This is a genomic window from Neomesorhizobium albiziae (genome assembly GCF_900114255.1).
In the GTDB taxonomy this organism is placed as follows: Bacteria; Pseudomonadota; Alphaproteobacteria; order Rhizobiales; family Rhizobiaceae; genus Neomesorhizobium; species Neomesorhizobium albiziae.
This window is the reverse complement of the sequence record NZ_FOSL01000014.1, coordinates 106,828-133,321: the sequence shown is the minus strand read 5'-3', so window position 1 is coordinate 133,321 and position 26,494 is coordinate 106,828. Positions and strand designations below refer to the sequence as shown.

General features: G+C 59.7%; 25 protein-coding genes and 5 pseudogenes. 15 read left to right on the top strand and 15 right to left on the bottom strand.

The genetic code is table 11. The annotated features are described in order from the left end of the window. Positions 1 to 492: 492 nt before the first annotated feature. The 4 genes and pseudogenes from F3H98_RS31845 to F3H98_RS20525 form a co-directional block, all read right to left on the bottom strand. Positions 493 to 890, bottom strand: a pseudogene (locus tag F3H98_RS31845) (transposase family protein); the annotation flags it as partial. Between the two features lie 441 nt (positions 891 to 1,331). After that, positions 1,332 to 2,666, bottom strand: a complete 1,335-nt coding sequence (locus F3H98_RS20535; RefSeq protein ID WP_280178015.1) for a sigma-54-dependent transcriptional regulator — start codon at positions 2,664 to 2,666, stop codon at positions 1,332 to 1,334. Continuing rightward, entirely contained in the window at positions 2,644 to 4,110 is a 1,467-nt protein-coding gene (locus tag F3H98_RS20530) for a sensor histidine kinase (RefSeq protein WP_149762196.1), read from the bottom strand. Before F3H98_RS20530 ends, F3H98_RS20535 begins: the two co-directional genes overlap by 23 nt. After that, a complete protein-coding gene (locus tag F3H98_RS20525) occupies positions 4,107 to 4,913 on the bottom strand; it encodes a substrate-binding domain-containing protein (protein ID WP_244621809.1) in 807 nt (268 codons plus the stop codon). The genes F3H98_RS20530 and F3H98_RS20525 overlap by 4 nt, the downstream gene beginning before the upstream one ends. Before the next feature lie 333 nt (positions 4,914 to 5,246). On the opposite strand from F3H98_RS20525, the gene F3H98_RS20520 reads away from it, so the two are divergent. Beyond that, on the top strand, positions 5,247 to 5,762 hold the full coding sequence (locus F3H98_RS20520) for an arsenate reductase (azurin) small subunit (RefSeq protein WP_149762194.1): 516 nt from the start codon (positions 5,247 to 5,249) through the stop codon (positions 5,760 to 5,762). A 13-nt stretch (positions 5,763 to 5,775) separates the two neighbouring features. After that, the gene (locus tag F3H98_RS20515) at positions 5,776 to 8,238 is read left to right on the top strand and encodes an arsenate reductase (azurin) large subunit (RefSeq protein ID WP_149762193.1); all 2,463 of its coding nucleotides are present in this window, start codon (positions 5,776 to 5,778) and stop codon (positions 8,236 to 8,238) included. A 119-nt stretch (positions 8,239 to 8,357) separates the two neighbouring features. On the opposite strand, the gene F3H98_RS20510 is transcribed toward F3H98_RS20515, so the two are convergent. Continuing rightward, complete coding sequence (locus F3H98_RS20510; protein WP_149762192.1) at positions 8,358 to 9,380, bottom strand: permease; 1,023 nt, start codon at positions 9,378 to 9,380, stop codon at positions 8,358 to 8,360. Positions 9,381 to 9,449: 69 nt separating this feature from the next. On the opposite strand from F3H98_RS20510, the gene F3H98_RS20505 reads away from it, so the two are divergent. From F3H98_RS20505 to arsK, 9 genes are all read left to right on the top strand, one after another. Then, the gene (locus tag F3H98_RS20505; RefSeq protein WP_149762191.1) at positions 9,450 to 10,319 is read left to right on the top strand and encodes a LysR substrate-binding domain-containing protein; all 870 of its coding nucleotides are present in this window, start codon (positions 9,450 to 9,452) and stop codon (positions 10,317 to 10,319) included. 105 nt (positions 10,320 to 10,424) lie between these two features. Further along, positions 10,425 to 10,757 carry an ArsR/SmtB family transcription factor gene (locus F3H98_RS20500; RefSeq protein WP_149762190.1) on the top strand — a complete coding sequence of 111 codons (333 nt, stop codon included), beginning with the start codon at positions 10,425 to 10,427 and terminating at the stop codon, positions 10,755 to 10,757. A 12-nt stretch (positions 10,758 to 10,769) separates the two neighbouring features. Continuing rightward, positions 10,770 to 11,279, top strand: a complete 510-nt coding sequence (locus F3H98_RS20495; protein ID WP_149762189.1) for an arsenate reductase ArsC — start codon at positions 10,770 to 10,772, stop codon at positions 11,277 to 11,279. A 5-nt stretch (positions 11,280 to 11,284) separates the two neighbouring features. Further along, positions 11,285 to 11,986 (top strand): aquaporin, encoded by a 702-nt coding sequence (locus tag F3H98_RS20490; protein ID WP_149762188.1) that lies wholly within the window; start codon positions 11,285 to 11,287, stop codon positions 11,984 to 11,986. Next, positions 11,983 to 12,405: an arsenate reductase (glutaredoxin) gene (arsC, locus tag F3H98_RS20485; RefSeq protein ID WP_149762187.1), complete on the top strand. Its 423-nt coding sequence runs from the start codon at positions 11,983 to 11,985 to the stop codon at positions 12,403 to 12,405. Before F3H98_RS20490 ends, arsC begins: the two co-directional genes overlap by 4 nt. Further along, positions 12,380 to 13,132, top strand: a complete 753-nt coding sequence (arsH, locus tag F3H98_RS20480; protein ID WP_280178014.1) for an arsenical resistance protein ArsH — start codon at positions 12,380 to 12,382, stop codon at positions 13,130 to 13,132. The genes arsC and arsH overlap by 26 nt, the downstream gene beginning before the upstream one ends. Before the next feature lie 75 nt (positions 13,133 to 13,207). Further along, a complete protein-coding gene (locus F3H98_RS20475; RefSeq protein WP_149762186.1) occupies positions 13,208 to 13,528 on the top strand; it encodes an ArsR/SmtB family transcription factor in 321 nt (106 codons plus the stop codon). 50 nt (positions 13,529 to 13,578) lie between these two features. After that, complete coding sequence (locus F3H98_RS20470; protein ID WP_149762185.1) at positions 13,579 to 15,018, top strand: NAD(P)-binding domain-containing protein; 1,440 nt, start codon at positions 13,579 to 13,581, stop codon at positions 15,016 to 15,018. Continuing rightward, positions 15,011 to 16,288 (top strand): arsenite efflux MFS transporter ArsK, encoded by a 1,278-nt coding sequence (gene arsK, locus F3H98_RS20465; protein ID WP_149762184.1) that lies wholly within the window; start codon positions 15,011 to 15,013, stop codon positions 16,286 to 16,288. Before F3H98_RS20470 ends, arsK begins: the two co-directional genes overlap by 8 nt. 612 nt (positions 16,289 to 16,900) lie before the next feature. Here arsK and F3H98_RS20460 read toward each other — a convergent pair. The 6 genes and pseudogenes from F3H98_RS20460 to F3H98_RS20430 all read right to left on the bottom strand — a co-directional run bounded on the left by F3H98_RS20460 (position 16,901) and on the right by F3H98_RS20430 (position 22,317). Then, positions 16,901 to 17,992: a tetratricopeptide repeat protein gene (locus F3H98_RS20460; protein WP_188130494.1), complete on the bottom strand. Its 1,092-nt coding sequence runs from the start codon at positions 17,990 to 17,992 to the stop codon at positions 16,901 to 16,903. 107 nt (positions 17,993 to 18,099) lie between these two features. Next, a pseudogene (locus F3H98_RS20455) lies at positions 18,100 to 19,249 on the bottom strand (Fic family protein). Positions 19,250 to 19,483: 234 nt separating this feature from the next. Continuing rightward, positions 19,484 to 19,855 (bottom strand): annotated as a pseudogene (locus tag F3H98_RS20450) (branched-chain amino acid ABC transporter permease); the annotation flags it as partial. A gap of 257 nt (positions 19,856 to 20,112) precedes the next feature. Beyond that, positions 20,113 to 20,433: a hypothetical protein gene (locus F3H98_RS20445; protein WP_244621808.1), complete on the bottom strand. Its 321-nt coding sequence runs from the start codon at positions 20,431 to 20,433 to the stop codon at positions 20,113 to 20,115. 744 nt (positions 20,434 to 21,177) lie between these two features. Further along, entirely contained in the window at positions 21,178 to 21,375 is a 198-nt protein-coding gene (locus tag F3H98_RS20435; protein WP_149762182.1) for a hypothetical protein, read from the bottom strand. Positions 21,376 to 21,858: 483 nt separating this feature from the next. Next, positions 21,859 to 22,317 (bottom strand): hypothetical protein, encoded by a 459-nt coding sequence (locus F3H98_RS20430; protein WP_149762181.1) that lies wholly within the window; start codon positions 22,315 to 22,317, stop codon positions 21,859 to 21,861. A gap of 20 nt (positions 22,318 to 22,337) precedes the next feature. On the opposite strand from F3H98_RS20430, the gene F3H98_RS31180 reads away from it, so the two are divergent. Next, the gene (locus tag F3H98_RS31180) at positions 22,338 to 22,475 is read left to right on the top strand and encodes a hypothetical protein (RefSeq protein ID WP_188130493.1); all 138 of its coding nucleotides are present in this window, start codon (positions 22,338 to 22,340) and stop codon (positions 22,473 to 22,475) included. Positions 22,476 to 22,792: 317 nt separating this feature from the next. Here the strand turns inward: F3H98_RS31180 and F3H98_RS20425 are convergent, their stop codons facing one another. Further along, the gene (locus F3H98_RS20425) at positions 22,793 to 23,374 is read right to left on the bottom strand and encodes a dioxygenase family protein (RefSeq protein WP_244621807.1); all 582 of its coding nucleotides are present in this window, start codon (positions 23,372 to 23,374) and stop codon (positions 22,793 to 22,795) included. 398 nt (positions 23,375 to 23,772) lie between these two features. Beyond that, on the bottom strand, positions 23,773 to 24,168 hold the full coding sequence (locus F3H98_RS20420) for a hypothetical protein (RefSeq protein WP_149762179.1): 396 nt from the start codon (positions 24,166 to 24,168) through the stop codon (positions 23,773 to 23,775). A 217-nt stretch (positions 24,169 to 24,385) separates the two neighbouring features. Here F3H98_RS20420 and F3H98_RS32425 point away from each other — a divergent pair, with 217 nt between their 5' ends. Continuing rightward, positions 24,386 to 24,466 carry a hypothetical protein gene (locus F3H98_RS32425; protein WP_342211626.1) on the top strand — a complete coding sequence of 27 codons (81 nt, stop codon included), beginning with the start codon at positions 24,386 to 24,388 and terminating at the stop codon, positions 24,464 to 24,466. Between the two features lie 138 nt (positions 24,467 to 24,604). Further along, positions 24,605 to 24,892, top strand: a complete 288-nt coding sequence (locus F3H98_RS32555) for a DUF982 domain-containing protein (RefSeq protein WP_149762178.1) — start codon at positions 24,605 to 24,607, stop codon at positions 24,890 to 24,892. A 207-nt stretch (positions 24,893 to 25,099) separates the two neighbouring features. Here the strand turns inward: F3H98_RS32555 and F3H98_RS20405 are convergent, their stop codons facing one another. Continuing rightward, complete coding sequence (locus tag F3H98_RS20405) at positions 25,100 to 25,315, bottom strand: hypothetical protein (RefSeq protein WP_188130492.1); 216 nt, start codon at positions 25,313 to 25,315, stop codon at positions 25,100 to 25,102. Between the two features lie 139 nt (positions 25,316 to 25,454). Between F3H98_RS20405 and F3H98_RS20400 the strand changes: the two are divergent. After that, positions 25,455 to 26,204, top strand: a pseudogene (locus F3H98_RS20400) (DDE-type integrase/transposase/recombinase); the annotation flags it as partial. Positions 26,205 to 26,317: 113 nt separating this feature from the next. Here F3H98_RS20400 and F3H98_RS31840 read toward each other — a convergent pair. After that, a pseudogene (locus F3H98_RS31840) lies at positions 26,318 to 26,494 on the bottom strand (IS110 family RNA-guided transposase); the annotation flags it as partial.

Sequence of the window (26,494 nt, the reverse complement as noted above, 5' to 3'; positions counted from 1 at the left end):
TGGACTGATCTGACTCAGCATCCTTTGCCAAGCCGACATGCGATTGGGTGACAGCGAGCATGGAAGCCCCCCTTTTGTCGTACCCCTCAGCGAAAAGATCCCAAAGCCCCGCGGTTGTTGTCTGCTTTTTGAAGGGGGGCGAGCCAGCCATGCCTGGATGTAACGAACTATACACTGCAACCGTTTTACTCAAATAGCACGGACGGACTACGCATTATCGTATTCCGGGAATTTCCTCAGTATCCAAGCTCACATACAAAATAAACTGCGCTTCCGGCACAATCACCGCTGCGCGGTGACCAACAACAGGCGCTGTCACATTGTTTCGCGTTAACGGATTGGCGGTAGGCAATCGTTTGAGAGCGATCTTGCTGCGTTTTATTCATAACCAACAGCTGATTATGGTGGCGATGCGGATCGCAGCCAAGAAGTGTTGGGCGAGACGGTCGTAGCGTTGGCGAAAGCGCCCCTACCGCTGATTTACTGGCGAATGGTTGGCGGCATGTGCTCGATGAGAGCTTGTCCCGCCGTGCAGTCGGCAACCTGGCCGCTGGTCAACAGGAACGCAACGGGTTGGCACAGGCCATCAGTCAATGCGCGGATCTTGGCGGTCCGTCCGCCGCGTGATCTGCCGATCGCCTGATTTTGCTCCCCCTTTTTCCGTCCGCTGCACAGCGGTGCATACACCCTGGCTGACCAGCGCTGGAACCGGTTGTAGACGTCTTGCGCGGCCCGTAGACGGAAGGCACTTCCACCCAGTGCCCGCCGCTTTTAATGACGCAGTCATCAAAACGCGGGTTGCCCCAGTGCGGTCGACAGAGATACGGTTTCAACCTCGCAAACTGTTCGTCGCTTAACCAGAAAACGACGCCCACACCAAGAATCGCCATGAATCTTGCGCAGCATATTGGAGGTGCCGGGGCCTTTTGCCTGGAGAGTGCGATGACCATAGAGTTCAACTCTCTGGCTGCACCAGCGTATCCCATTGAAATCGTTGAACCCCTTGATTTTGAGCCCATTTTCCCATTCTGACCTCACAAAAGATGTCATAAAGGGCGGACATGGCGGGTAAAATTCGGCAATCCAACCCGCGCGATCAGCTTGGGAAGCGGAGCTTGTCCGCTATGTTTCAAACCTTTAGCTGTAAAAACTGATCCTCGGTCTGCCAAAAATTCATAAATGAAATCAGTGACACTGTAAAACTCTCCGAGCAGGCCGGAGGTAGTAATCTGCGCTTTCAAGCTGTAACACGCTTGCCGAACATCACCGTAATTTCAGTCTCGATCGGCCGCGCTTGAGATCTGCGCTCAACGTCCGAAGGGGGGCGACCATCAGTAACGCATGCCTAGTCGCGTCATCTTCTCCCACAGTGTCGTGCGCGCAACTCCGAGGAGTTCGGCAGCTTTGATGATCTGGCCACCCGTATGCTCAAGAGCGCGCTCGATCTGGCGCCGCTCAGCGGCATTGCGCACGTCCGATAGAGGAACGAAACGCTGGCTTGTCGTTGGCGCCGCTTTCTCGGGAAACAGGTCGGCGGTCATCAGCCATTCCGACGTTGCCAGGGCGACGGCCCGATCAACGCGGTTGCGCAGTTCGCGGATGTTGCCGGGCCAGGGGTGTGCAAGGGCTGCTTCCTCCGTCAGAGAGCTGTAACCGCGGATCCGGACATCGGACCGCCCAACTGCGTCCTCGAGGAAACGACCGAGGAACCAGACGACGTCTTCCGGTCTCTGCCGCAACGGCGGGATGTCGACGGGCAGCACTGCGAGCCGGAAATAGAGGTCTTCGCGGAAGCCAGAGGCCTCGCCCGGATTAAGGTTTCGGTGTGTGGCCGTGACGATGCGGGCGCGGAATGGAACCTGTGTTTCTCCGCCTAGGCGCGAAAAGGATGCGCTTTCGATCAGCCGAAGCAGCTTGGCCTGGAGGGCCGACGGCATATCGCCTATTTCATCCAGGAACAGCGTGCCGCCTTTCGCACGCTCGGCATAGCCAAGGTGGCGCTGGTGGGCTCCCGTGAAGGCGCCTTTCTCATGGCCGAAAATCTCGCTTTCGAGAAGATCCGTCGGGATCGCCGCGCAGTTGACAGCGACGAAAGGCTCTGACGCTCGTGCCGACAACTGATGCAAGAGGCGCGCCGCGACTTCCTTGCCGGAGCCTGTCTCCCCGGTGACAAGCACAGGCAGATCATGTGCGGCATAGCGATGGATGAGGTTCTCGGCATGCTGGATCGCTGGCGACTGGCCGAGCACATAATCGTTTAGCCTGAGCCCAGCTCGCGTTGCGCGCCGGCCGGTTTCGATCCGCTTCAGGAAGTCGTCCATCGCAAATGGCTTGGTCATGAAGTCGACGGCGCCCGACCGCATCAAGCGCACCGCCTGGTCGATGTCCCCAAAACCGGTCACGAAGAGGAATGGCGGAACGTTCGGCTGCCGGGCGAGCTCCTCGAAAACCGTTTCGCCGGATATATCCGAAAGACGGATGTCGCAAATGACCAGGTCGAGGGCACCTGCAATGCCGGCAATTTCGCCGACGGCCTGACTACCCGTCTGCCACCAGATGACATCCCAGCCTTCCAGTTCGAGACGCTGGACGATCGACCCGCCCATGACGGGATCGTCCTCGACAAGTCCGATGCGCGCGCGATCAGGCGGCATGGCTCTGTTCATCCTGGGTCTCCTCCCGTCTCACCGGCAGGACCAGCAACACCGCCGTCCCACCTTCTGACCTGCTTGCGACCGTTGCGCTACCACCAAGCTCGTCGATCATGCGTCGGACCATCCACAGGCCAAGTCCAAGCCCAGCGCGCACGACCGATCCAGGCGAAGGTGCTGTGAGCATCACGATTGAATCGTATGGCATTCCCGGACCTTGGTCGACGATCTCGATCCGAAGATGTTCGTTGGTCCGGCACGCATGCAGGCCGATCTCGCCGCCTTCCGGCGTGGCCGCGCTGGCATTGAGCAGCAAATTGAGCAGCGCCTGCCGGACCGGGCCTCCCTCAATTGATTTGGCGCCGCCGTCGCCCCAGTCGACCGAGCAGGCGAGGCGCTGCCGCCTTCGGCGCAGTTCCGGTGTCATGAGGAGCCGGACATCATCGAAATCCTCGGGCGCAAGGGGTCGCGCCGAGCGTTCCGGTCGGTAGGTTGCAAGCGCCGCCTCGACGACGTCGCGAATCCCCTGCAGTCCGCGCTCGATCAGACTGATCGAGGTGTCGCGAACGCCGGGCGTCGTTCCGTGCGTCTTCAGCGTATCGATCGCGTTGAACAGGCCACCAAGCGGATTGTTGATCTCGTGAGCCATGCCGGAGGCTAGCCTACCGAGGCTGGCGAGCTTCTCCTCCTCGGCAAGCTGCATAGCAAGGTCGGCTCGCTCGCGTTCGGCGTGGACCAGCACGTTGTAACCCTTGAACAGGCTGGCCGCCTCTCCGTCGCGAGAGGGAAATTCGGACGGCGGGATCGGCCTCGCGGAGCCGTGTGCCGCCGCCCGCATATGATTTTCCAGCACCCGCATCGGTGAGATCATCCGCCGGACCAACAGGAATCCACCGAGCGCGAACAGGCCGGCGAGAACGCCATTGGTCACCAGTAGCGTGACGAGGATTTCGCGGCGTTCCGCAAAGAGGTGCGAGACGTCGAAAGCTGCATGGATCGTTCCGACCTCCTGTCCCTGATACATCAGGTCGCGTCGCGCGAAGCCCGTCAGAGCCTTCTCGTCGAGCGTGACAGGATCCGCGCCGTAGCGGGTAAGATAGTGCAGCGGCAGGTCGGCATAGGTGGGGATACGCTTCGGGTCGCTCGCCGCAAGCACCTTGCCGTCGATGCCCGTCACCACCGTTTCGATCGGTGACAGCGCCGCGTAGGATGACTCCGAGCGGTCGAGAGCGTCGAATACTTCCCAGACGTCGCCGCGTAGGACGGCCGGCAACACCGAGGCCGAGAGGCCGTCGAGGTAGCTTCCCACCAGCCCGGCGAGAAAGGATTCCTGCGTGCGTGACAAACGGTCCAGCACACGTTCCGAGATCGCCGCACTAATGACCACCATAAGGAGAGCCACCGAGAATGGCACTCGATACGAGACTGGAATTGCGCGCAGGCGGCCGAGGAGCTTCATCCGAACCGCCTGACTGTCTCGACTTTGGCGGCGATCGCGTCGAACAAGCCGGGATCCGTCTTTACGAAGCCGTCGAGCCGGAGCAGGGCGAGCACCTTCCGGCCGTCCACGTCCTTGGGCATTGAGATCAGGGCATTGCGAAGGCTGGCCACGCGCGGATCGCCCGCGAGCGATTTCGGCGCTGCGATGGGAGGGAAGCCCAGCCATTCCGAGCGCCGCACGATCTTGGTTTGCTCGACCAGTCTTGGCTCGATCTCGAGCATCACCTCCCAGACATAGCCGTCGACGCTGCCCGACTGCGCCAGGCCAGACGCGACGGCTCGGATCACGTTGCGATGCCCATAGGTGTAGAAGGTGCGAGAGAAGAAGCTATGCGACTGTAGGCCATTCTCGGCTAGCAGCGCCCTCGTTACCAGGGAACCCGAATTCGAATCGGGGTCCGAGAAGGCGTGGATGTCACCCCTTAGTTCCCGCCAGTCGGCGATTTCGCGACCGGCCGAAGTAATCAAGTAGGACTGATAGAGTGGTTTTCCATGCCAAGAAGGCGTCGCAACGAGATCGAGGTCGGCCTTGAACTGGACGTATGGATAGCCGCAAATCCAGGCTCCATGCAGCTGACCGGCGACGAGCAGTGCCGTAATCTCCTGGTAGGTGCGGCGGGTGACGAGTTCGACCGAACCGCCTATCGCGGACGATAGGTAGTCACGCAGGAGTTTCAGCAGTTCAAGATCGTTAGACAGGAAAACGGGCGTCAGTCCGAAGCGGAAGGTATTGTCCTGTGCGGATGCGCCGCTACGTGACATGGCGTATGCGGCTGCTCCGACGCCCAGCGTAAGAACCTCTCGCCGCGTTGTTGATCGACTCCCCAAGATGCCTCGTTCGGGCATTTCGCGCCTTCTCCCTGTCTGGAGAGTAGCGCTGCAGGCGTCGAAAATCGACCTGGAAAGGATGGGTCGTTACACGTCTGGTATTCCGAACCCACGGCAGCGCAGCATGTTCGGAAAGTCGAACATCGCTCTCGCATGGTATTCGCAAGATCCCTTGTATTTGCGCCATTTCGCACGACGGATCCCGGCTGGCATCAACTTTGCATTGCCTCGTGCGACCCAGTCCAGAACGAACCAGGGAGAAGTTTAATGGATCGCTGCAACAGGTTGGTCGATGTCGGCCGTCGGCAGTTTTTGAGAGGCAGCGCCTTCGCCGCAGCGACGGCGGTCGCCTTGCCGACAATGCCGGCGAAGGCAGCGCCAAGTCTAGCGCTGGTCGAATATCCGTCCAACAAGCTGGCCAACGTGGCCAATCTAAAACCGAACGAACCGTTCGACGTTACCTACCCGGACGGTGATGCTCCGGGAGTGCTGCTCAAGCTCGGAACGAAGGTCGAAGGTGGCGCCGGACCTGACGGCGATATAGTCGGCTTCTCGACCATCTGCCCTCACAAGGGTTTTCCACTCAACTTCAATGCCGACGACCGGACGCTGAACTGTCCCGGTCACTATTCGCGTTTCGACTGCGAAGCCGGCGGCCAGCAGATCTGGGGGCAATCGACCGCCAACCTCCCGCAATACGCTCTGCGCGTCGATGACAAGGGCGACATCTACGCCGAAGGGTTGGATGAACTGCTCTACGGCCGCCTAAGCAACGTTCTTTAGAGAGGATCGGACCATGGCATACAAACGTCACGTCGACCGCCTGCCGATCATCCCGGCGGATGCGAAGAAGCACAACGTCACTTGCCACTACTGCATCGTCGGCTGCGGATATCACGCCTACACCTGGCCAGTGAACAAGCAGGGCGGCACCGAGGCGGCCGCCAACGCCTTCGGCGTGAACCTTGCCGAACAGCAGCCCGCGGAGACGGCCGCCTGGTATGCGCCGTCGATGTATAACATTGTCAAGCAGGACGGAAAGGACGTTCACATCGTCATCAAACCGGATGCCGATTGCGAAGTGAACTCCGGTCTCGGCTCCGTGCGCGGCGCGCGCATGGGCGAACTGCGCTTTTCGACCGCGCGGGGGTCGCAACTGCAGCGGCTCACTGACCCGATGGTCTGGCGCTACGGCCAGATGCAGCCGACCTCATGGGACGATGCGCTCGATCTCGTCGCCCGGGTGACGGCAGCCGTCATCAAGGAGCAGGGTGAAGACGGCCTCTTCGTCTCCGTTTTCGACCATGGCGGATCGGCCGGCGGCTATGAGAACACGTGGGGGACCGGAAAATTCTATTTCGGCTCCATGAAGGTCAAGAACATCCGCATCCACAATCGCCCCGCCTACAATTCCGAGGTCCACGCGACCCGCGACATGGGTGTCGGCGAATTAAACAACTGCTACGAGGACGCCGAGTTGGCCGACACGCTCGTCTCGGTCGGCAACAATCCGCTGGAGACGCAAACCAACTATTTCCTCAATCACTGGGTCCCGAACCTGCGTGGCACTTCGATTCAGAAGAAGCAGGAGCAACTTCCGGATGAGCCGCATGCAAACGGTCGCATCATTTTTGTCGATCCGCGCCGCACGGTGTCGGTCAATGCCGCCGAGGCGGAGACTGGCAAGGACAACGTCATGCACCTTGCCATCAATTCCGGCACGGACATGGTGTTGTTCAATGCGTGGCTGACGGAGATCGCCGACAAGGGTTGGGTCGACAAGGCTTTCATCGACGCATCCACCAAGGACTTCGACAAGGCGCTCGCCGCCAACCGGACCACGGTGGAACAGGCTGCCGAGATCACCGGACTGACCGTCGAGCAGATCCGCCAGTCAGCAGCCTGGATCGCCGAGCCCAAGGAAGGCAAGCGCCGGCGGACGATGTTCGCCTACGAGAAGGGCCTCATATGGGGCAACGACAATTACCGCACCAATGCAGCGCTGGTGAATGTCGCGCTCGCCACAGGTAATGTCGGCCGCGAGGGCGGTGGGTGCGTTCGCATGGGCGGGCACCAAGAAGGGTATGTCCGCCCCTCGGACGCCCATGTCGGCCGACCGGCCGCGTATGTCGACAAGCTGCTGATCGAGGGCAAGGGTGGCGTCCACCACATCTGGGCCTGCGACCACTACAAGACCACGCTCAACGCGCACCAGTTCAACATGGTCTACAAGAAGCGGACCGACATCGTGAAGGACGCGATGAACGCGGTGCCTTATGGCGACGGCGCTTCGATGGTGAAAGCGATCACCGATGCTATTCATGCTGGCGGCCTGTTCTCCGTCGATGTTGATATCATCCCGTCGAAGATTGGCGCGGCGAGCCATGTCTGGCTCCCGGCAGCCGAGTCCGGCGAAATGAACCTAACCTCGATGAACGGCGAGCGGCGGATGCGCCTCGTCGAGCGCTACATGGACCCCCCGGGCAACGCCAAGCCGGATTGCCTCATCGCAGCGGGTCTCGCCCAGCACATGGAGAAGGTGTTGCGCGAAATGGGCGACAACGCCTATGCCGACCAGTTCAAGGGTTACGACTGGAAGACCGAGGAAGACGCCTTCATGGACGGCTACAACAAGAACGCGGGGGGCGGCGAGCACGTCACCTACGAGCGTCTCCGCGCCATGGGCAACAACGGCTTCCAGGAGCCGGCCATCGGCTTCGAGGACGGAAAGATCGTCGGCACCAAGCGCCTCTACACCGATGGAAAATTCGGGACAAAGGACGGCAAGGCGACCTTCATGGAGGCCCAATGGCGAGGCCTGCAGGCGCCTGGCAAGGAGGAGCAGAAGAAGAACAACAAATACCTCATCAACAACGGCCGTGCGAACCAGGTCTGGCAGAACGCCTTCCTCGACCAGGAGAGCGAATTCGTCATGGACCGCTGGCCATTCCCGTTCATCGAGATGAGTCCCGACGACATGACCGAACTTGGCGTCAAGAACGGCGATCTCGTCGAGGTCTTCAACGAAAGCGGCTCGACGCAGGCGATGGTCTATCCGACGCCGACCGCCAGGAAGGGCGAGACGTTCATGCTGTTCGGCTTCCCGACCGGCGTGCAAGGCAATGTCATCAACGCCGGGACGAACGAGCTGATCCTGCCGAACTATAAGCAGACCTGGGCGAACATTCGGAAGATCTCGGATGCGCCTGAAGGTGTGAGGCACCTGTCGTTTAAGTCGCAGGAATATATGGCCGGGTGATCGATGCTCCTGGTGCCCGACGTGGCACCAACGCCGTGGCGGGGCAACCCGGGACTGCGTAGCTTGAGAGGGTGTGATGATGCCGCAACGCCTCGCCAAGGCGGAAGCGACACCGCGAGTCATGGGAGAAGGGTCCAAACCCAATCAAATACGTAACCGCACGCCAGAGATCCCAATACGGCAAGCGCCACGAAGAGTGCGAGCGTCGGCGCGCGCAAGATCGGAACGACGGCCAAGACACCCCAGATGCTGACGGCACTGCCGGAAACCAAAAAGGCGAGCGCGGCGCCGGGGTCCATGCCAAGGTCGAGCAATCCTCGGACAAGGGGGAGGGCTGCGTAGCCGTCGAGATACATCGGGGCACCTATGGAAACAGTGAGCGGAATGGCATATGCGGATTGCGCGCCGACATAAGTGCCAAGAACATCGGGTGGAAGCAGGTCGCGCAACAGATATTCAGCTGCGAAAGCTAAACTCAGACAGATGCTGACAACTTTCGTCATGCCGAATAGTTCTGCCCAAAACGCCCGAATTCTCGCCGCGTCCCGCCAGAAGCTGATCTCGAACCCGGCGGGTGCAGAGGATTCGCACGTCGCAATGGCTTTCGTGGACTTGCGGAGCGGCCGACGAACCATTTCCGTCGCTCGAAGTGCGGCCGTGGCTCCTCCTGCAAAGACGCCCAGGCCAAAGGCTGCCGCTGTCTTTCCAATCGCGAAAGCTGGGCCAAGCGTTGCCCAAGTCGCGGCGAACATGCCCGGATCGGTAACAGGCGACGACAGCCAGAACGCCATGACAGGGGCCAGTGGAACGCCGGACGCCAGAAGGCCGGTCATGACGGGAAGGACTGTTACTCCGCAGACGGGCGTGGCCGCTCCCACCGCAGAGGCTATAATGATCGTGACGATCGGACGCCCTTGGAAAAGGCTTGCGGCGACCGTCCCAGCACCAGTAGCGGCCATCCAGGCCGACAAAAGCAAGCCGATAATGATCAGCGGCGCAACGCTCACAAAACTCATCCCAACGAAATGAAGCATCGCTGCGAGCTTTACAGGCCACGACACGCCAATCAGTGCCACCGCCGCGGTTGTGGTGGCGATTAGGATTCCCAATCCGGCATTTCTAGAACCATCGGCAATCAGCATCGCGTCCTCCACGATCGGAATCTACGCGGGCGACTTCTATTCGAGAAACGAATAGTTTAGATATCAACTATGAAGGCAGACGATATTTCACTTCCACGTCTCGACAGCGAACTGCTTCGAACCTTCCTGGCGATTGCCACGGAGGGGAGCGTCAGTCGCGGGGCTGCGCGAGTCCTTCGGACGCAGTCCGCCGCAAGCGTCCAGCTTAAGAAGCTTGAAGACGTGGTTGGTCATCGGCTTTTTCAGCGGCATGGACGGGGCGTCCAACTTACAGAACGCGGGGAAAGGTTACTGCCGATCGCCAGGAGCGTGATTGCTTCGCTTGACGATGCCCTCGCCAATATGCGTGGCGCCTGCAGCGGCGGCACAATACGCATCGGCGTTCCCGACGAGTATGGCGAAGGCGTCCTGGTGGCGATACTGAGCAGGTTTTCGGCGGCACAGCCTGGAACGCAAGTTGTTGTTCATTGCGGCTCCAGCACGGAATTTCCGGAAGCGATTGCCGCGGGGCGTCTCGACGTCGCCCTTTACTCGCCAGCAAACGTCAAGGACGGCGACCTGATCGTCTGCCAGGAGACGGCTATCTGGGCGAGTTCGAAATTTCACGACTTGGCCAACCGTCGACCGTTGCCTGTGGCGCTGTTCGATAAGTCGTGCTGGTGGCGGGATCGCAGCGTTTCAATCCTGAAGGAATCCGGGTTGGATTTTCATATTGCGTGCACGAGCGAAAGCGTCGCCGGTGTGCGTGCCGCGATCGCGTCGGGGATCGCCGTTGGTGTTCTCCCTGAAAGCTCCCTCACTCCCGACCTGCGCATTCTTTCCGAGCTGCCCGATCTCGGTTCTTCTCGCCTTGTGCTTGGGGTGTCGCCTTCGGCACCGGACAGATTGGCAAAAGCAATGACCTCCGCCATTTCGGCAGCTCTCCAAGGCGTAGGTTGAGGACCGAAGCGCGTCTTCCGGCTCGCAATTTTTGCCACCGCCTCGACTGTCATCACTCCGTCATGAAACGCGGCCATGCTCCAGCTATTCTGGATTCTTGGATATATGGATAAGAGATCAGCTCTTTCAGCACTGGCCGCACTTGGCCAGGACACGCGGCTGGAGGTTTTCCGCCTGCTGGTTCGTGCTGGCACGGAAGGTGTGCCGGCCGGCGAGGTGGCGTCGAGGCTGAACACGATGCAGAACACCATGTCGGCACACCTCAAGATTCTCAACCGGGCAGGATTGGTGCGAGCGGAGCGCGACGGCCGCACGGTTCGCTATGTCGCGGACATGACGGGTTTTCGCGATCTCCTGGCCTTTCTGATGGAGGACTGCTGCAACGGTGAGCCCAAGCTTTGCCGCCCCGTCATCCAAGCCATCACGTGCGACTGTTAGGAGGAAGCTCCGATGAGCGATCACATCTTCAACGTCCTGTTCATGTGCACCGGCAATTCCGCCCGCTCCATTATCGCTGAGGCGATTCTCAACCGGATCGGAGCGGGAAAGTTTAAGGCTTTCTCGGCCGGCTCGCATCCGAAGGGCGAAATTCATCCCTACGCCGTGCAGCTGCTCAAAAGCCTCAACCATGACATATCGTCCGCCCGGTCGAAGGATTGGAACGAATTTGCGGCTCCGGGCGCGCCGGAACTGGATTTCGCTTTCACCCTTTGCGACGACGCGGCGAACGAAGCCTGTCCAGTTTGGCCCGGCCAGCCGATGACGGCACATTGGGGACTGCCGGATCCCGCGTCTGTGGAAGGCACCGAGGCCGAGAAGCATCTCGCCTTCGCCGATACCTACCGGATGCTCAACAATCGAATCTCGATTTTCATCAGCCTGCCGATGAACACGCTCGACAAGCTCGCCCTGCAGAAGCGGTTGGACGAGATCGGCCGCGAGCTGCCGAAAGCCGGGTAACACAAATGGCCGATCTCAACCGACGCCTGGTTGCGGAAGTGCTCGGCACGGCGATACTCGTGGCGACTGTCGTCGGTTCTGGGATCATGGCCGACCGGCTAACGGACGATGTGGCATTGGCCCTCCTCGGCAATACATTGCCAACTGGTGCGATCCTTGTTGTTCTGATCACCATTCTCGGCCCCATTTCCGGCGCGCATTTCAACCCGGCGGTGACGATGGTGTTCGCGCTCAGACGCGAGATCGAAATGAACGTCGCGCTTCTCTACGTCATCGCGCAGGTCGTGGGAGGAATTCTCGGCTCGCTGCTCGCACACGCAATGTTCGAGCTTCCGATTGTGCAGGTCTCCGAGACTGTTCGCACCGGATCGGGCCAGTGGGTCGCCGAGGCAGTTGCCGCTTTCGGCCTCGTCTTCACGATTCTGGCCGGGCTCCGCTTCAAGTCCGATGCGATACCGTGGCTGGTCGGTCTCTATATCACGGCCGCATATTGGTTCACGGCGTCGACCTCCTTCGCCAATCCCGCAGTGGCGATCGCGCGCGCATTCTCCAACACGTTCGCGGGCATCCGTCCCCTCGACCTGCCCGGCTTCATCGTTGCTGAACTGTTGGGCGCCTTGCTAGCGATGTGGCTTGCAGGCTGGCTGCTTGCCGAACCGAAGCTCGCCGCACAGGAAATCAAATCGAAATTGAAGGCCGCCGAATGACCGTCACGATCTATCACAATCCTGAATGCGGAACGTCACGCAATACGCTGGCGATGATCAGGCAATCTGGCGAAGAGCCAGAAGTGATCGAGTATCTGAAAAACCCGCCGTCACGCGAGAAACTCATCGAACTGATCGCCGCCATGGGCACCACGCCGCGCGAACTGCTGCGTGAGAAGGGCACGCCCTATGCCGATCTACGCCTTGGCGATCCGAAGTGGACCGACGAGGAAATCATCGATTTCATGTTGGCGCATCCGATCCTGATCAATCGCCCGATCGTGGTGACGCCGCTCGGCACCCGCTTGGCGAGGCCGTCTGAAGTTGTGCTCGATATCTTGCCCAATGCCGATATCGGCCCGTTCACCAAGGAGGATGGTGAGGTCATAATCGATGCGCAAGGACGTCGCGTTGCATAACAACGATTGGATGCGGGTGGACACGCTTCCCAATATCGTTGAGCATCAATTGCACCCCATCGATGAGAAGGCGTTGTTCGACGTCCCCCGCTCCACCCACAAGCCCCGCATACTTATGCTCTATGGATCACTGCGCGAACGCTCTTATTCGCGACTGGTGACCGAAGAGGCTGCACGGATCCTGCAGCGGCTCGGTGCCGAGGTGCAAATCTACAATCCGACTGGCATGCCGGTGCCCGATGCAATGTCGGCGCATCACCAGAAGGTCCGAGAACTGAGCGACCTCTCTCTATGGTCGGAAGCACATGTCTGGTGCTCGCCTGAGCGCCACGGCGCGATGACCGATGTAATGAAGGCGCAGATCGACTGGCTGGCCCTCACACAAAACGGCGTGCATCCGGCGCATGGGCGAACGCTGGCAGTCGTGCAAATCTCGGGCGGCGCCCAGAATTTTGGCAGAGCCAATCAAATGCGTGTTTTCGGGCGGTGGATGCGCATCGTCACGACACCCCACCAGGCAACCATTGCTGAGGCCGTTGCCGAATTTGACGAGACCGGCCGTATGAAAGCCTCGCCATACTATAACCGCATCGTCGACATGATGGAGGAGCTGGTGAAGTTCACCCTGCTTTTGCGTGACCGTTCGGCGTATCTGACGGACCGATATTCGGAACGGGTCGAGAGCGCGGAAAAGTTGGCGAAACGCGTCAATCAGCGGTCCATTTGAAACATCAGAAATCGAATTTCGACAATTATCGAAATTCGATTGACGTTCGCAATTTGCTCGCGTAGGCTTTCTTCTATGAAACTCGAAAAAGCTGCCGCTCAGCTCGAAGCGCTCGGCAATCCGACGCGGCTGAATATCTACCGCCTGCTGGTGCGGGCCGGAGACGAAGGGCTGCCGGTAGGACGCATCCAGGAGAAGCTCGACATACCGGCATCGACCTTGTCGCACCACTGCAAACGACTGATCGAAACAGGGCTGGTGACGCAGGAACGGCAGGCCACAACTCTTATCTGCCGAGCCAACTATCCGGCGATGCAAGGTTTGATCGGCTACCTCGCCGACGAGTGCTGCGCGGATGCCACTTGCTCACCGGTGGCAAAGGAGTCGGTGGCATGACGTCTCTTTTTTTGGCTTAATGTTTCGAAGATGCTAGAAGGATCGAAATTATGAGCATGATGGTCGACTCCAACCTTCCCGTCGCCGTTATCGGTGGTGGCCCTGTCGGCCTTGCAGCAGCGGCACGGCTTGTTTCCAGGGGAATTCAGCCGCTGATTTTCGAGCGGGGTGCATCGGTCGGCGCGGCCATGTTGGAATGGGGGCATGTTCGCGTTTTCTCGCCGTGGCGCTACAACATCGACGCTGCCGCCCGCGCTTTGCTCGAAAAATCCGCGTGGTCATCACCCTCCCCTGATGCGTTGCCGACGGGTAGCGATATCGTGCGCGACTACCTGGCGCCGCTTGCAGCACTGCCGGAAATTGGCGGGAACCTGAAGCTCGGCGCCACCGTCACGGCCATCACGCGGCAGGGCCACGACAAAGTCTGCAACGACGGCCGGGAAAGCTCGCCCTTTGTGATCCGATATCAGGATGAGTCTGGCGAGCACCGCGCACTCGCCCGGTCGGTGATCGATGCGTCCGGCACTTGGACGCGCCCGAACCCGATGGGCGTAGACGGTCTGCCTGTTCCTGGCGAGCGCGAAGCAGCAGGTCTGGTGGACTACGGCATTCCCGACGTCGTTGGCGCCCGACGCACTGACTATGCCGGAAAGCGCGTGCTGGTCATCGGCGGAGGTCACTCGGCCATCAATGCAGCACTTGCTCTCATGGAACTGCAAGGTGAAGTGCCGACGACGGAAATCTTCTGGGCGCTACGCCGGAACAGTGTTGCCAAACTGCTCGGTGGCGGCCTCAACGATCAGTTGCCGGAACGCGGCGCATTGGGATTGGCCGCCAAACAAGCGATGGAGGACGGCAGCCTGAAGATGCTCGCGCCGTTTGCCGTCGACCGTATCGAAACAGAAGGCAAAACCGTCGCCGTCGAAGCGACGCTGGCAGGAAAAGCATTCAGCCTATTCGTCGACAGGATCATCGTGACGACCGGGTTCCGTCCGGATCTGTCATTCCTCGGCGAGTTGCGCGTCGCGCTTGACCCGGCGGTCGAAGCGCCGCCCGCACTGGCGCCGTTGATCGACCCGAACTTTCATTCCTGCGGGACGGTTCCGCCGCATGGGATTGCGGAACTTGCGCATCCCGAGCCAGGCTTCGTAATCGTAGGTTCGAAATCCTACGGGCGGGCGCCGACTTTCCTGATGGCCACGGGCTACGAGCAAGTCCGCTCGGTCGTCACCGAAATCGCGGGCGATCATGTTGCTGCCCGCGAGGTGCATCTGGTCCTGCCCGAAACGGGAGTATGCAGCGCCGGGCCGATCACCGGAGACGAGACGTCCGGCTGCTGCGGCGGACCAGCTCCCATCGAAGCGAACGCCTGTTGTGTCAGGGACGCCGATGCCAAAGCAGCGGGTGCGTCCGGTTGCAGCTGCGGAACCAGCCTTCCAGTGGCAAAGGCTGAAACCAGGGAACCGACCAAGGTTGGCTCCAATGCCTGAACGGTCTGTCCCGGCAAGTGCGATCTGGGCGCTGGGGCTGACCCAGATCATCGGCTACGGCACGCTCTATTACAGCTTCTCGATCCTCGCGCCGGCGATGGGGAAGGAGTTCGGCCTTTCAGAAGGTTGGATCTTTGGAGCCCTCTCTGCTTCGCTCTTTGCCGGCAGCCTTTTCGCCCCTATCGCCGGGCGCTGGGCCGATCGGTATGGGGCAGGACGCATCATGACGGTGGGTTCGGCTGCAGCGGCGCTTGCGTTGGCTCTGTGTGCCATCGCTCCCGGGCAAACGACATTTGTCCTCGCGCTGCTCGCGATGGAACTTGCGTCCAGTTTTGTTCTCTACAGCGCGGCCTTCGTGGCAATCGTTCAGATTGGCGCGCCGCGACCGCAGCGGAGCATTACGCATCTGACCCTTATCGCCGGGTTTGCCTCGACCTTGTTCTGGCCGCTCACCTCGACGCTGCACGACTACCTAACGTGGCGCGAGGTCTATCTCGTGTTCGCGGCGCTCCATCTGGGACTTTGTCTTCCCATTCATGCCTGGCTCAGGCGCTTGTCGCATCGGAACGCGGAGGATCGATCCACATTAAATGAAGATCCTTCGACGCCTGACGTCGTCGCAATATTCGATCCGCGGCATCAGCAATTGGTTTTTGTGCTGATGATGACAGCTTTTGCGGTAGAGGGCTTTGTTCTCTCCGCGGTCCTTATCCACATGGTGCCATTGACCGAGGCGCTTGGCCTCGGCGCGACGGGGCTCGTTGTCTCTGCTATGTTTGGCCCTGCGCAGGTCGCCAGCCGCTTTGTCAACATGCTGTTCGGGGGGCGGCTTTCACAAACGTATCTCGCGGTGATCGCCGCGTCGCTGCTCACGGCCGGCCTGGGGGTGCTTCTGGCGACCACGCCATGGTCGCCAGGTGCCCTTGCATTCGTTGTCCTGTTCGGCTTGGGCTCAGGCCTTACAAGCATCGTTGGCGGCACGCTTCCACTGGAGTTGTTCGGCCGAAAGGGCTATGGCGCGCGCCTCGGATGGGTCGGCGCTGCCCGCCAATTTACTTCTGCATTCGCACCGTTTGCGCTTGCCATGATGATGGCTAGAACCTCCGTGACGAGTGCGCTGTGGGTTCTCGCTGGGGTAAGCACGGCGGGCGTCATTGCGTTTTTCTCGATTTCGCTCATCCGACGGCGTGAGCGCCTTTCCAGAGAAGTCATCAAACACGAGGAAGTGTCCCTCATCGAGCGACGCAAGGAAGAAGCAGAAGCAATCTAGCCAGCGCTTCGGAGCACGACAGTATCCGGAAGGCACTGCCCGCATCTGGCGCAGCCTCACGGGCCCGACTTCTTTCAGTTCAGTGAAGCCGAGAAATTGAGAGCAGGACTTCAAGACACGGGATTCGGCGACACAGCTGTAGAAACCGTTGAACAGACCTAGGAGTTTGACGACCAACTGAGAATGATGACAGCGATCCTCGAGGGTGCTGTGCGAGTACGTGGTTTGCTGCGAGCCCAGACCGAGACCGTGCGCAATGCCATCTCCGCTGCGGTGACAGAAGGGATGCAGCAGTACCGTTCTTCCGATGGGGTTTATCGGCTGCCCATGCCGGCCCTGGTGGGTTCAGGGAGGAAGTGATCAGGCATCAATCCTCCGATCGGTGATTGGAGCATGTGCACAACGCAAGCAACAGCGTCTGTGCCTGGGCGGAGGCAACGCATGTGGCCACGAGGGCTGCCGTGAGGCTCACCGTTCTCGTCATAATTTGCCCACAACTCAAGCCGCCGCTAGCCTCGCCACCTTGCTGAGTTCGAGGCAGACCTTATCAAGCCGCGGACACGCGAAGGAAATGGCGATTCGCTCGCACCAAAGGGATGTTCCGAGCGATCTTCACGGGCGCGGCGTTGCAGGAAGTTTATCGCCGTGCCCGTTGGCGATGGCTGCCAGTTTGTCTCGCCATGCGCGGACCTCCCGGTCGCCAGGATTCAGGCGAATGGCCTCATCGAGATCGGACAATGCGCGTTGGTGGTCTCCTTTGTTCCAATAGGTAAGGCCTCGAAAAGCGAAAGCGTCTGCAACATCGAATTCGATCTGCAACGTTTGGCCTTCCTTGTGGAGCCTGATCGCTTCGCTTAAGTCCGAAATGGTTCGGTCGAAGTCTTTCAACTGAAAATAGGCCTGGCCCCGGTTGCCGTATCCTCCCGGGTCCAATGGATTGCGCCGGATAGCTTCATCGAAATCGGCAATTGCCCTCTTGATGTCGTCTTTCTTAAAGTACACGAGGCCGCGGTTGGCGTACGCGCTGGGATCTTTCGGATTGAGGCGGATTGCTTCGTTGAAATCGCGCATTGCCCGATCCCAGTCTGCCCTTTGAACATGGGCAAGACCCCGGATGTTGTAGGCGTCGACAGCAATTGGATCGTGGCGGATGGCCTCGGTGGCATCCAAGATCGCTTGGCTCCATTGGCCCTTTTTGAAATTTACAAGGGCGTGATTGGCATACGCGGCGGCATAGCTTGGGTCATTCCATATCGCCTTGTCGAAATCTGCCATTGCCTGATCCAGCTCGCCTTTTTGAGCATAAGCGCGCCCGCGCCCGAAGTAAGCCTGGGCATGTGTGGGGTCGAGGCGGATTGCTTCGTTAAGATCTAAAATCGCCCGGTCGACGTTGCCTAACGAAAAATAAGCGGCGCCACGCAGGGTAAAAGCATGGGAGTTCTCTGGTGCGCTCCGGATCATCTCGTCGTAGTCGGAGATCGCGCGATCGAACCTGCCCTGCCGGAAATAGAGAAATCCCCGCTTCTGGTAGGCTGCGCCTCGCTGCTCTGGGGTGATCTGGAAATCGTTCTCGAGAAGCTGTGAGCAGGCATCAATCGTCCGATCGGTGATTGGAGCAACGGTGCACAACGCAAGCAACGAGTCTGGCGTCTGTGCCTGGGCGGACGCAACGCATATGGCCACAACGACTGCCGTGAGGCTCACCGTTCTCATCATAAATGGCCCACATCTACGCACGATAAAGGCAACTTACCTTGGCAAATAAGGCGATTTTGATGTCACCGTCGAATTTGGCCTCGCTGGCGGTGTGGTCAGGCCGGCAGCGGCTCGGTGCCCTTGTCCAGGAGGGTAAGATATTTCGAATAGGCAAATACGCGATGACGCCGCTTTCCCGTCATCTCACGGACAATGCCTGCCGATGCCATCCGATCTAGCGCTTTTCCAACGGTCGGCAACGATAGCTTCAACTCCTTCGAAGCTGCCTGGATCGTCACAATCGGTCTGCGTTGGAGGAATTCGTGCACCCGCAACACCGAGGCCGCTGAACGGCCGAACTGGCCTATGACCAATCGATCCTCATCGAACAGTGCCATCAATTCGCGCGCAGTATCGGCAGCCTGCTCGGCGATCTCAGCGACGCCGGTGAGGAAGAATTCCAGCCAGGCTTCCCAGCCACCTGACTGACGCACCTCTTGGAGAAGGCGGTAGTAGTCGTCGCGGCGCGATTTGAGGAAGAGGCTGAGATACAGGATCGGTTCGCGCAAGGCGCCGGCCTCACACAGCATTAGCGTGACAAGCAAACGCCCCAGGCGACCATTTCCATCGAGGAAGGGGTGTATCGTCTCGAATTGAACATGGGCGAGGCCTGCCCGGATGAGCGGCGGCATTGCCGGGTCATCGGTGTGCAGGAAGCGCTCGAATGCATCGAGGCATTCCATTAAGCGGTCTGGCGGCGCTGGGACGAAGAGTGCGGGTTCCTCCGATCCAGTTCTGAGATCGGCGAAACTCACCCGGTTGCTTGCTGGCGCCTCGACCGGACTTCAGCAGGATTTCATGCATCTCCCTCAGGAGGCGTAGCGACAGCGGGAATCCGTCCCGCATTCGCCGCACTCCATGGTCGATTGCGGCGACATAGTTCGAAACCTCGGTGACGTCGTCGAGCGGGACTTGCGGGAGCTCGTCGTTTTCGAACAGAAGTAGGTCGGACAAGGACGACTGCGTCCCCTCGATCTGCGATGATAGCAGCGCCTCCTTGCGGACGTACATGAACAGGAAGAGCGGGGTATAGGGCAAGATCGTGGTGACGCCATCAAGGCGCCCGACCGCACCGCGCGCCCGATCATAAAGCGAGAGAAATTGCCCGACGTCGACGGCAGGGACCGGCGGCAACGGTGACGGCACATAGGCCCGCACCTTTTCCCCGCCGGCCACGCTTTCGACATAGCGTCCCGTTCGGCCGATCGATGTTCCTGACGCGTTCCTCGAATCCTTTAGCAAGACGAGTCGCTTACTAAAGGATAGTCGGTTTTCGTTTAGTTGTCAGGAGTCTTAGCTAAAGGATCCAATAGCATTGATCCGCTGGCGGGCCGGGCGAATCGACGCGAAGCAATGGGGGCAGGCGGAATTACCTCTCAGAGGTGGGCTTAAATGTGCTGGCCATTCTTTGGGAGAAGACGTTTCCCGGTGAGTTGGCGTTCAAAGCGGCTTCTTGAGCCATTTGGACAAAACACCGATGATGCCCTCGCGGAACAAGAGGACGCTGATTACGAAGATCACGCCCTGTATGATGGTCACCCAGGCGCCGAAGGTCGCAAGGTAGTTCTGCATCGCGACAATGATCGCTGCCCCCACGATTGGGCCGAACACGGTACCCATGCCGCCGAGACGCGTCATCAGCACGACCTCGCCGGACATCGTCCAGTAGACGTCGGTCAAAGATGCGAGCTGGAACACGATAGCCTTGGTCGCGCCGGCGAGGCCAGCGAGTGTGGCTGACAGGACGAACACTGCGAGCTTGTAGCGGTTGACGCGGTAGCCGAGCGAGACCGAGCGTGGCTCGTTGTCGCGACGGCCTCAATCCGCTTTGAGATAGCAACCCGAGTCTTGCGCCTCAGGCACATCCACAGGTTGACTGATGTGGAAATAGCGACGGCATTAAGCGTGAGCGCCAGAGTTGCGCGATTTAGCCGCTGGAAGGAGGTCGGTAAGAGGAGGCGGGGTTATCCGTGGGCACTTCGTCCTCGCGCTTGCTGCTGTCGACCGCTCGGGCCAAGCTACTCCACCTTTACCTGGGCCAATGTTGCCCTCACAGCGAGACGAGACGTTCAACCGCCGGTACATGCGGACGGCACGGCTCGGCCAACGCCCCACGAAAGGCGCCCCTGTACGATGGTCAGCGTCCGCTGGCCGTCCGAATAGGTCGTTCCTTCTGGCCCCATGGAGGGCAGATCGACCGCGGTCTCGCCGTTGACGGATACCGAAGCACGATCGCCGAGGAGACGTACTGCCAGACGCGTGCCGTCCTGGCACGTGTAGTTGCTGACGGGGTAAGGGTTGCCCGCACCGACCGACGCGCCAGACGCGGAATGCTCGCAGCTTGCAAGCATCAGGGCGCTGATTGCCGCGATCGATAGATTTCTCAACATGACAGTCCTCCAAACTGGCGCACCAGCGTAGATGAAACAGAGAACTATGTCTTCTCCGGAGCGCTCTGGTATTTCGACTGTCAATGACCGTGGAATCGGGGTTCTGACGCACTCTCGCTGCGGCCACAGCCTAAGTTGCACCGACGAGGCGCGCCTGGAGCAGATCAATCTTGGCGCGGCCGTATTTGCCGTTTGATGAGTTTGTGCTTGGTGATCTAGCCTTCGGTCTGGCCATCCTACCACGGAGAGATGATGGCACTGCCGCGATGTCCTTCTCGACCCCGTTTTTCCGCGATGACGAGACCAACTTACATCGCACCTGTTTTACCGCCGGCCGCGGCGTCGAGCCGGCCGGCTTTCCGCCACCTGCTCGATTTCACCCGACACGGCCACCGGGAGAGTGGGGGGTCTCGCCCGAGGGGGTGGCCGCAAGCGCCGACGTATGGCTGGACGCCTGTTGCCTGTTTCTCGCCGGCAGCCCCAAATCGCATTCCCTTCCTCAAACATGTGTACTGTGGGGCGATCGCCATTTCTCGGCCACTTGGGAGGGGTCGCATGCCATGCCCACAAAACAAGAAATGCAACGGTTGCGCGACGAGGTGGAACGCCTGCGAGCGCGGATGAGCGAACCGTTGACCTGTTGCGACGCGCACGCTACTGAGCGAAAGCAAGCCGGAACAAGCAAGCTAGGCTGTTGTCCAAGAATTGTTGAGACGCGGCTTCCTGGTGGGCTAATCGACCGTGTCAGTTCGACTTTCCGCGAAACCGGCGTGCCTCGATTTCCTGTCGGATCAGCCGAATGCGGGCAAGCTGGACTATGACGATTTCGGCCGGTTCAGTCTCGGTTTTGGCAAAATCGGTGGCGATGAACATTATCATCTCGGCCTGCTCGATGGCCTCTCGCAATTCCTTGTCCTTCATGTCGATGGGGCGTTTCTCCATCCAGGTTCTTCTTCGGGAGACAGCCGGGTACGCGGAACATTTCCCGGCACTGCCGGCGCACCGTCAAAGAATTCTTGCTCTTTGCTAAGCCAAGGAGCCGCTAGTGCGCGGGGCGTGCAGGCGGGAAGTATGCTAGCGGTCGCGCGCGGCGACGGGCCGCGCAAGCCGAACAATTTCCATCAGCGAAATGTGATACAGCGAACAGCCGGCAAACGATCGGCGAACGGAAACGGAATCCGCCCATGTGTCCTGTGAAACATTCCGGCTCCGCCGCCAGGGCGCTTTCGCCGGCAACCTTCCGCTGCACAGTAGGCTTGAGAAGGATATTTGAGAAGCGTCAGCCCGAGGATTTGGCGGGGTTCAGGTTCCAGCCAGCATGATTGCGGGAACTGCGTGGCGTCTTTCAGTTCGGCATGGCTCGCCGGTTCGTCGCTGCGGCTGCGCTGGTCATGACAATCATCGCTGCGCTCGCGCCGTGAGAGGTCATGGGAACCAGCCATGGCCTTTCGCAACCTCGTGCGCATGTGTCCTACGAGCCTCAGCTATGCTCTGTTCCAACAGGTCAGGATCGACTGTACCTGTGTAACGCCCTTTGTGGATGTCGAGCGCTTTGATAAACGCATCGATAAAGGCGTCCAGATCGATCCAGGCCTCGCCTGCCAATTGAATGGGCCAATCGTAAAGCGAGCCGCCACCGGCGCCCGCCATTTCAAGCAAGCGTTCCGCCGCAATCTGATACTCGTGTGGTGCAGCGGGCTCGACTGATACAAGCCCAAAATCCGTCACCACCCACTGATCATTCTCGAAAAGAGCCATCCGAAAGCTCCTATGCTTTCCGGCAAGCATAGCGAAAGCCGCGGCGGCTAGCGACATCTGCTGCGAAGCGACTGGGTATTCGCCCAGTTCCGGCCCTTCGGATCCCTTCATCGCCGACGAAATCATGGGCGTTCGGCCTTCTCCTGATGACGCTCATAGTGCAACTCACCGTGCTGTATGGCTGGCCGCTGCATGTGACTTGGGCGGCGATGGCGCTTGGCATCATGGCATGGGGACCAGGGCGGATTTCGCTCGATTACTGGATTGGCACCCACAGACGCTAAGCTGTTCCACCTCTTTTGCGCCCGCGTTGCCATCAGGTGGCTGGAGTGAGGGACGGGTTTCCCACCCTTGTGCCCTACTGGCTGTGTCAATCGACTTGGAAGCCCATGTCAGCCACCGCTGGCACACTGGTTTATCGCGACAAATCGCTCGCGCACGATCTCGACCCGGCCTTGGGGCCTCTGATATTGCCTTCCAGAAAGTCATCGAAATCTAGGGCTTCAAGCAGAGGCGGCTTAGTTTGGAAAGCCTCGCTGGTCCAGCCCGAAGGGTTCACTCCAACCCCGGGTCAATTCCTCGCGGGAATCAACAGCCGGCGTCACCCCACTACGAAGTTGTACCTGCCGAACTTGCGGTCGCTGGCCGCGGCAATGTCGAGCAAGAGGGCAGAATCAAAAATGAAATCTCGGTTGTTTTCAGGTTCGTTCGGGAAATAGAGTTGCGTGGTCAACACACGTCCCCCCGGCCTCTGAACCTTCAGGTGATAGTGCCGGGTGCGGCCGGGATAGAGCCCTGGAACGATCGTATCGAACCACCATCTGCCTTCAGCATCGGTGAATTGATGTCCGCGGAGTTTGAAGCCGGTGTTGTCGTAGGTCCCGGTTTGATCGGCATGCCACAGTTCCACGAGAGCCTGTTCCACCGGTTCGCAATTCCGGGTCAACACGTAGCCGGCAATGGTTATGCGTTCGCCGGCCGGTGCGTCACTTGCAAAATCTCGCTTCTCGGGGCTCTTCGGAGTGAAATACGGCCCTTCGGTCTGCGCCGGCGTAGGATCGCCGTCATCCACGCAATCTGGCGTAGGTCGCAGCTCTTTCGGAACGCCTGCGGTATGTCCAAGCCTCGGCAGCACAATCGGCACAGCGACGAAGCCGGAAAGGATGGTTCGACGGGTAGGCACTGGCACGTTCCATAAGGTGACTAAGCTTGGATTCTCGCAAGCACCGCCGGCGGAAATGGGGCGAAATACAGGAAAACTTGCAAATCCAGAATCGCTGCATCTAGCGCGCATTTCTGCGCTATCTGCGCGAGGTGATCCGGAGTTCTATGGAGGATTTTTTTGTGAACATTGCTCGGCCTGCATATCCTCGTGCGGCGTCGTATTCGTTGACACCAGGGAGAACAGGCAAGACCTTGGACAGCGCAGTCGAGTTGCTCGGACGCAGCGCCCCGTTGGAAGCCGACGTCAGAGCAGTAGATGGTGCCCGATATCTACTCTCCCCTCTTGAGGCCGCTCGAGTGCGGAATCTGGCTGGAAGGATTTCCCACCGCCCGCTGCCTCGTTGCGAATCTCGCAGACTAGTCAGTTTCCCCAATCATAGTCTTAATTTGTTCGACCTTTTCCATGCATCCAGCCTCATCGCCGGACTTAGCCAAATCTCCAGCTTCTTTCATCATTTCGCTGGGATGTGCGGCGTCAGTCGAGCCTTTCTTCATGCCCGTAACTTCCTTTTGGTGCGGCGAAACTGCTTCGACTGATCCAGTCGTATCAGTTCCTTCGGTCGCTGCTTTTTCTCCGCTGAGGACCTCCTCCTGGTGTTTTGTCGCGGGAACGCCAGACTGCTCCGTCGCCGCTCCAGTCTCAGCCGTCGTGACGGCATCTTTCAGCTTGCTCAGCTCCTGCTCGCAATTCGCAAAAGCCGGAAAGGCTAGAAGTCCTAAAACTGCCGCTGAGGCACACATTCGCTTAAACATAGGGGGCTCCTTTCAGAGAGCTGTCCCCACCACCGGAAGAAACGATACGCGTTGCGATAGGTTCCCAGCTGCGGTTTCGCTGTTCTTGAATCCGGCCTTCTCCGTCATGAGTCGGGAATGAGCTGGGAAGAGATCTTTTTAGCCCCACAGAACCGACCTGCCTGCCGCCGCGTTATGCAAGTTGCGCTGGTGACGCTTTACAGGCTACGGCCGGCTCGTGCTGTCGATTTTCCGGCGGCACAAAGGGTCGCCGGAATCGAAGCCTACTGGCGCTGCGAACTCCGACACCGGCGCTTAGTGTCCAAGAAGGCACCGCTTTCAGGCAGCCCCTTGCATTAGACTTGGTGGCCCGGAACCCCTTTCGCATCCCGGCGTTTATTCGCACCTCCAACTCGGAGGCTATGGCATCAGACGCAACAACAAGAAGGGTATCGCCATGCTCCGCAAATTCTGCCATCCAGTTTCAATCATTGTCGGCCTCGGGTTTCCGCGTCAGATCGACAGCGTCGATAGAGCCTTCGCATTTCTAGACGAGTATCCGCAACTGTTGCGTGACGAAGCCTACGAAGCGACCCGAGACGCCTGCCTCGACGTTTTTTCGGGCTCCGCTACGACTGAGGAAGCATACGATGTCTTTTGCGCCTTCGCGCGACGCCGGGGCATTTTGATAGACCCAACCCCTTCCGACATAACCGAGGGGAACCGCGACCAACTTGCGGCTTAGCGCCCTTCAGAGCACGTACTGAAGGAAGCGATTCATCGACCCCGCGCTTTGGATAGCATTCGTCGCAACGGTCATCTTACTGCAGATGTCGCCGGGACCAGACAGCATGCTTGTGATGGCGCGTGGTCTAGGAGAGGGACGCGGAGTTGCTTTAGCGTCGCAACCCGGTCGCGTTTTCTACTAGTGGGTCAAAAAGTGCATGGTCAGCTAGGCTCTGCGGTGCCGTCTAGAGAAGGCCTGCAATAGGTCCGCCTCGTCGGTGGTGCCGCTGTTGAATTCGCGGATGATCTGCGTCGCGAGGTCTTCCCGCTGTTCCCTGTCTTTTTGGGCTAGACGGCGCTCGTAACACAACTGGTTGAACACTCTCTGGAGCAATTCCAGATCGGCCGGTTCAAACACTCCGTTGTAACGAGAGAACGGCATGCGGCCCGCTCCCAACTACCGTTGATGCCGAATATTTTGCCACGAGCCTTGCAAATTTCAAGGCCTCAATCTGACCCATTAGATGTTTGATCCCAGGCTTTGATGGGGCATCCTTGTCCTCCGAATCGAAGGAGGCACTATGGGCCAGATTCTGCATGGGAGCGCCACGACGACAGAGGCGGTCCGTCGAGCGATACAACATAGTCAAGAGAGCCTGAGGGCCCTGGCCAAGCGCTACGGGATCAACCAGAAGACGGTCGCGAAGTGGCGGGAGCGGACCTCAACAGCCGACCTTCCGACGGGGCCGAAAGAGCCACGGTCGACGGTTCTTTCCGTCGAGGAGGAGGCGGTCATCGTCGCCTTCCGGCGCTACACACTGCTGCCGCTCGACGACTGCCTCTATGCGCTGCAGCCAACGATCCCGCAGCTGACGCGATCTTCATTGCACCGCTGCCTGCAGCGCCATGGCATTGGCCGTCTGCCCGATGTCGAGGGCGACAGGCCGGCGAAGAGGAAGTTCAGGAGCTACCCGATCGGCTACTTCCACATCGACGTTGCCGAGGTACGAACCGAACAGGGCAAGCTGCACATGTTCGTCGCTATCGACCGCACCTCGAAGTTCGCCTTCGTCGAACTGCATGAGAAGGCCACCACCGCCATCTCAAGGGAGTTCCTGCTGCGGCTGATCGCGGCCGTCCCCTACAGGATCCATACCGTGCTCACCGACAACGGCATCCAGTTCACCACGCCTGGTGCAGGAGGGTCGGCCGTTCCCCTGATCAAGGAGGCCATCGCAAACGGCGAGCGCTTCTGGGCGCATGCCTTCGAATATGCCTGCGCCACAAACGACATCGAACACCGGACCACCAAGGCCAGGCACCCGTGGACCACTGATGTGATCGACAAGAGCTTTTTGATCGGATTTGCGATATTCTCCTGTTGCGCATGGGTGACCGCGTGGCGAAGAGCAGGGTCCGAGGTGAGAGCCCTGCCGCGCAGCCTCTACAGTCGCTCCTCATTTGCGGCGCCCGTGCGCACCTTCTTCGGACCTCGTGGGCTCCAGCCGGAGACAAAGCGGGCATAGGCGGTTTCGGCCTGCTCCACCCAGCGGCGCTCTTCTTCCCGGTGGCTCTTGATATTGTAGGCATGCGCCGGTCCTTTTTGTCCGCGCGCCGGCCG

Coding starts and splice junctions, on each gene's coding strand:
- F3H98_RS20535 (WP_280178015.1), bottom strand. CDS start 2,666: ATGAACAGAGCCATGCCGCCTGATCGCGCGCGCATCGGACTTGTCGAG.
- F3H98_RS20530 (WP_149762196.1), bottom strand. CDS start 4,110: ATGAAGCTCCTCGGCCGCCTGCGCGCAATTCCAGTCTCGTATCGAGTG.
- F3H98_RS20525 (WP_244621809.1), bottom strand. CDS start 4,913: ATGTCACGTAGCGGCGCATCCGCACAGGACAATACCTTCCGCTTCGGA.
- F3H98_RS20520 (WP_149762194.1), top strand. CDS start 5,247: ATGGATCGCTGCAACAGGTTGGTCGATGTCGGCCGTCGGCAGTTTTTG.
- F3H98_RS20515 (WP_149762193.1), top strand. CDS start 5,776: ATGGCATACAAACGTCACGTCGACCGCCTGCCGATCATCCCGGCGGAT.
- F3H98_RS20510 (WP_149762192.1), bottom strand. CDS start 9,380: ATGCTGATTGCCGATGGTTCTAGAAATGCCGGATTGGGAATCCTAATC.
- F3H98_RS20505 (WP_149762191.1), top strand. CDS start 9,450: ATGAAGGCAGACGATATTTCACTTCCACGTCTCGACAGCGAACTGCTT.
- F3H98_RS20500 (WP_149762190.1), top strand. CDS start 10,425: ATGGATAAGAGATCAGCTCTTTCAGCACTGGCCGCACTTGGCCAGGAC.
- F3H98_RS20495 (WP_149762189.1), top strand. CDS start 10,770: ATGAGCGATCACATCTTCAACGTCCTGTTCATGTGCACCGGCAATTCC.
- F3H98_RS20490 (WP_149762188.1), top strand. CDS start 11,285: ATGGCCGATCTCAACCGACGCCTGGTTGCGGAAGTGCTCGGCACGGCG.
- arsC (WP_149762187.1), top strand. CDS start 11,983: ATGACCGTCACGATCTATCACAATCCTGAATGCGGAACGTCACGCAAT.
- arsH (WP_280178014.1), top strand. CDS start 12,380: ATGCGCAAGGACGTCGCGTTGCATAACAACGATTGGATGCGGGTGGAC.
- F3H98_RS20475 (WP_149762186.1), top strand. CDS start 13,208: ATGAAACTCGAAAAAGCTGCCGCTCAGCTCGAAGCGCTCGGCAATCCG.
- F3H98_RS20470 (WP_149762185.1), top strand. CDS start 13,579: ATGAGCATGATGGTCGACTCCAACCTTCCCGTCGCCGTTATCGGTGGT.
- arsK (WP_149762184.1), top strand. CDS start 15,011: ATGCCTGAACGGTCTGTCCCGGCAAGTGCGATCTGGGCGCTGGGGCTG.
- F3H98_RS20445 (WP_244621808.1), bottom strand. CDS start 20,433: ATGTTGAGAAATCTATCGATCGCGGCAATCAGCGCCCTGATGCTTGCA.
- F3H98_RS20435 (WP_149762182.1), bottom strand. CDS start 21,375: ATGGAGAAACGCCCCATCGACATGAAGGACAAGGAATTGCGAGAGGCC.
- F3H98_RS20430 (WP_149762181.1), bottom strand. CDS start 22,317: ATGATTTCGTCGGCGATGAAGGGATCCGAAGGGCCGGAACTGGGCGAA.
- F3H98_RS31180 (WP_188130493.1), top strand. CDS start 22,338: ATGACGCTCATAGTGCAACTCACCGTGCTGTATGGCTGGCCGCTGCAT.
- F3H98_RS20420 (WP_149762179.1), bottom strand. CDS start 24,168: ATGTTTAAGCGAATGTGTGCCTCAGCGGCAGTTTTAGGACTTCTAGCC.
- F3H98_RS32555 (WP_149762178.1), top strand. CDS start 24,605: ATGCTCCGCAAATTCTGCCATCCAGTTTCAATCATTGTCGGCCTCGGG.
- F3H98_RS20405 (WP_188130492.1), bottom strand. CDS start 25,315: ATGCCGTTCTCTCGTTACAACGGAGTGTTTGAACCGGCCGATCTGGAA.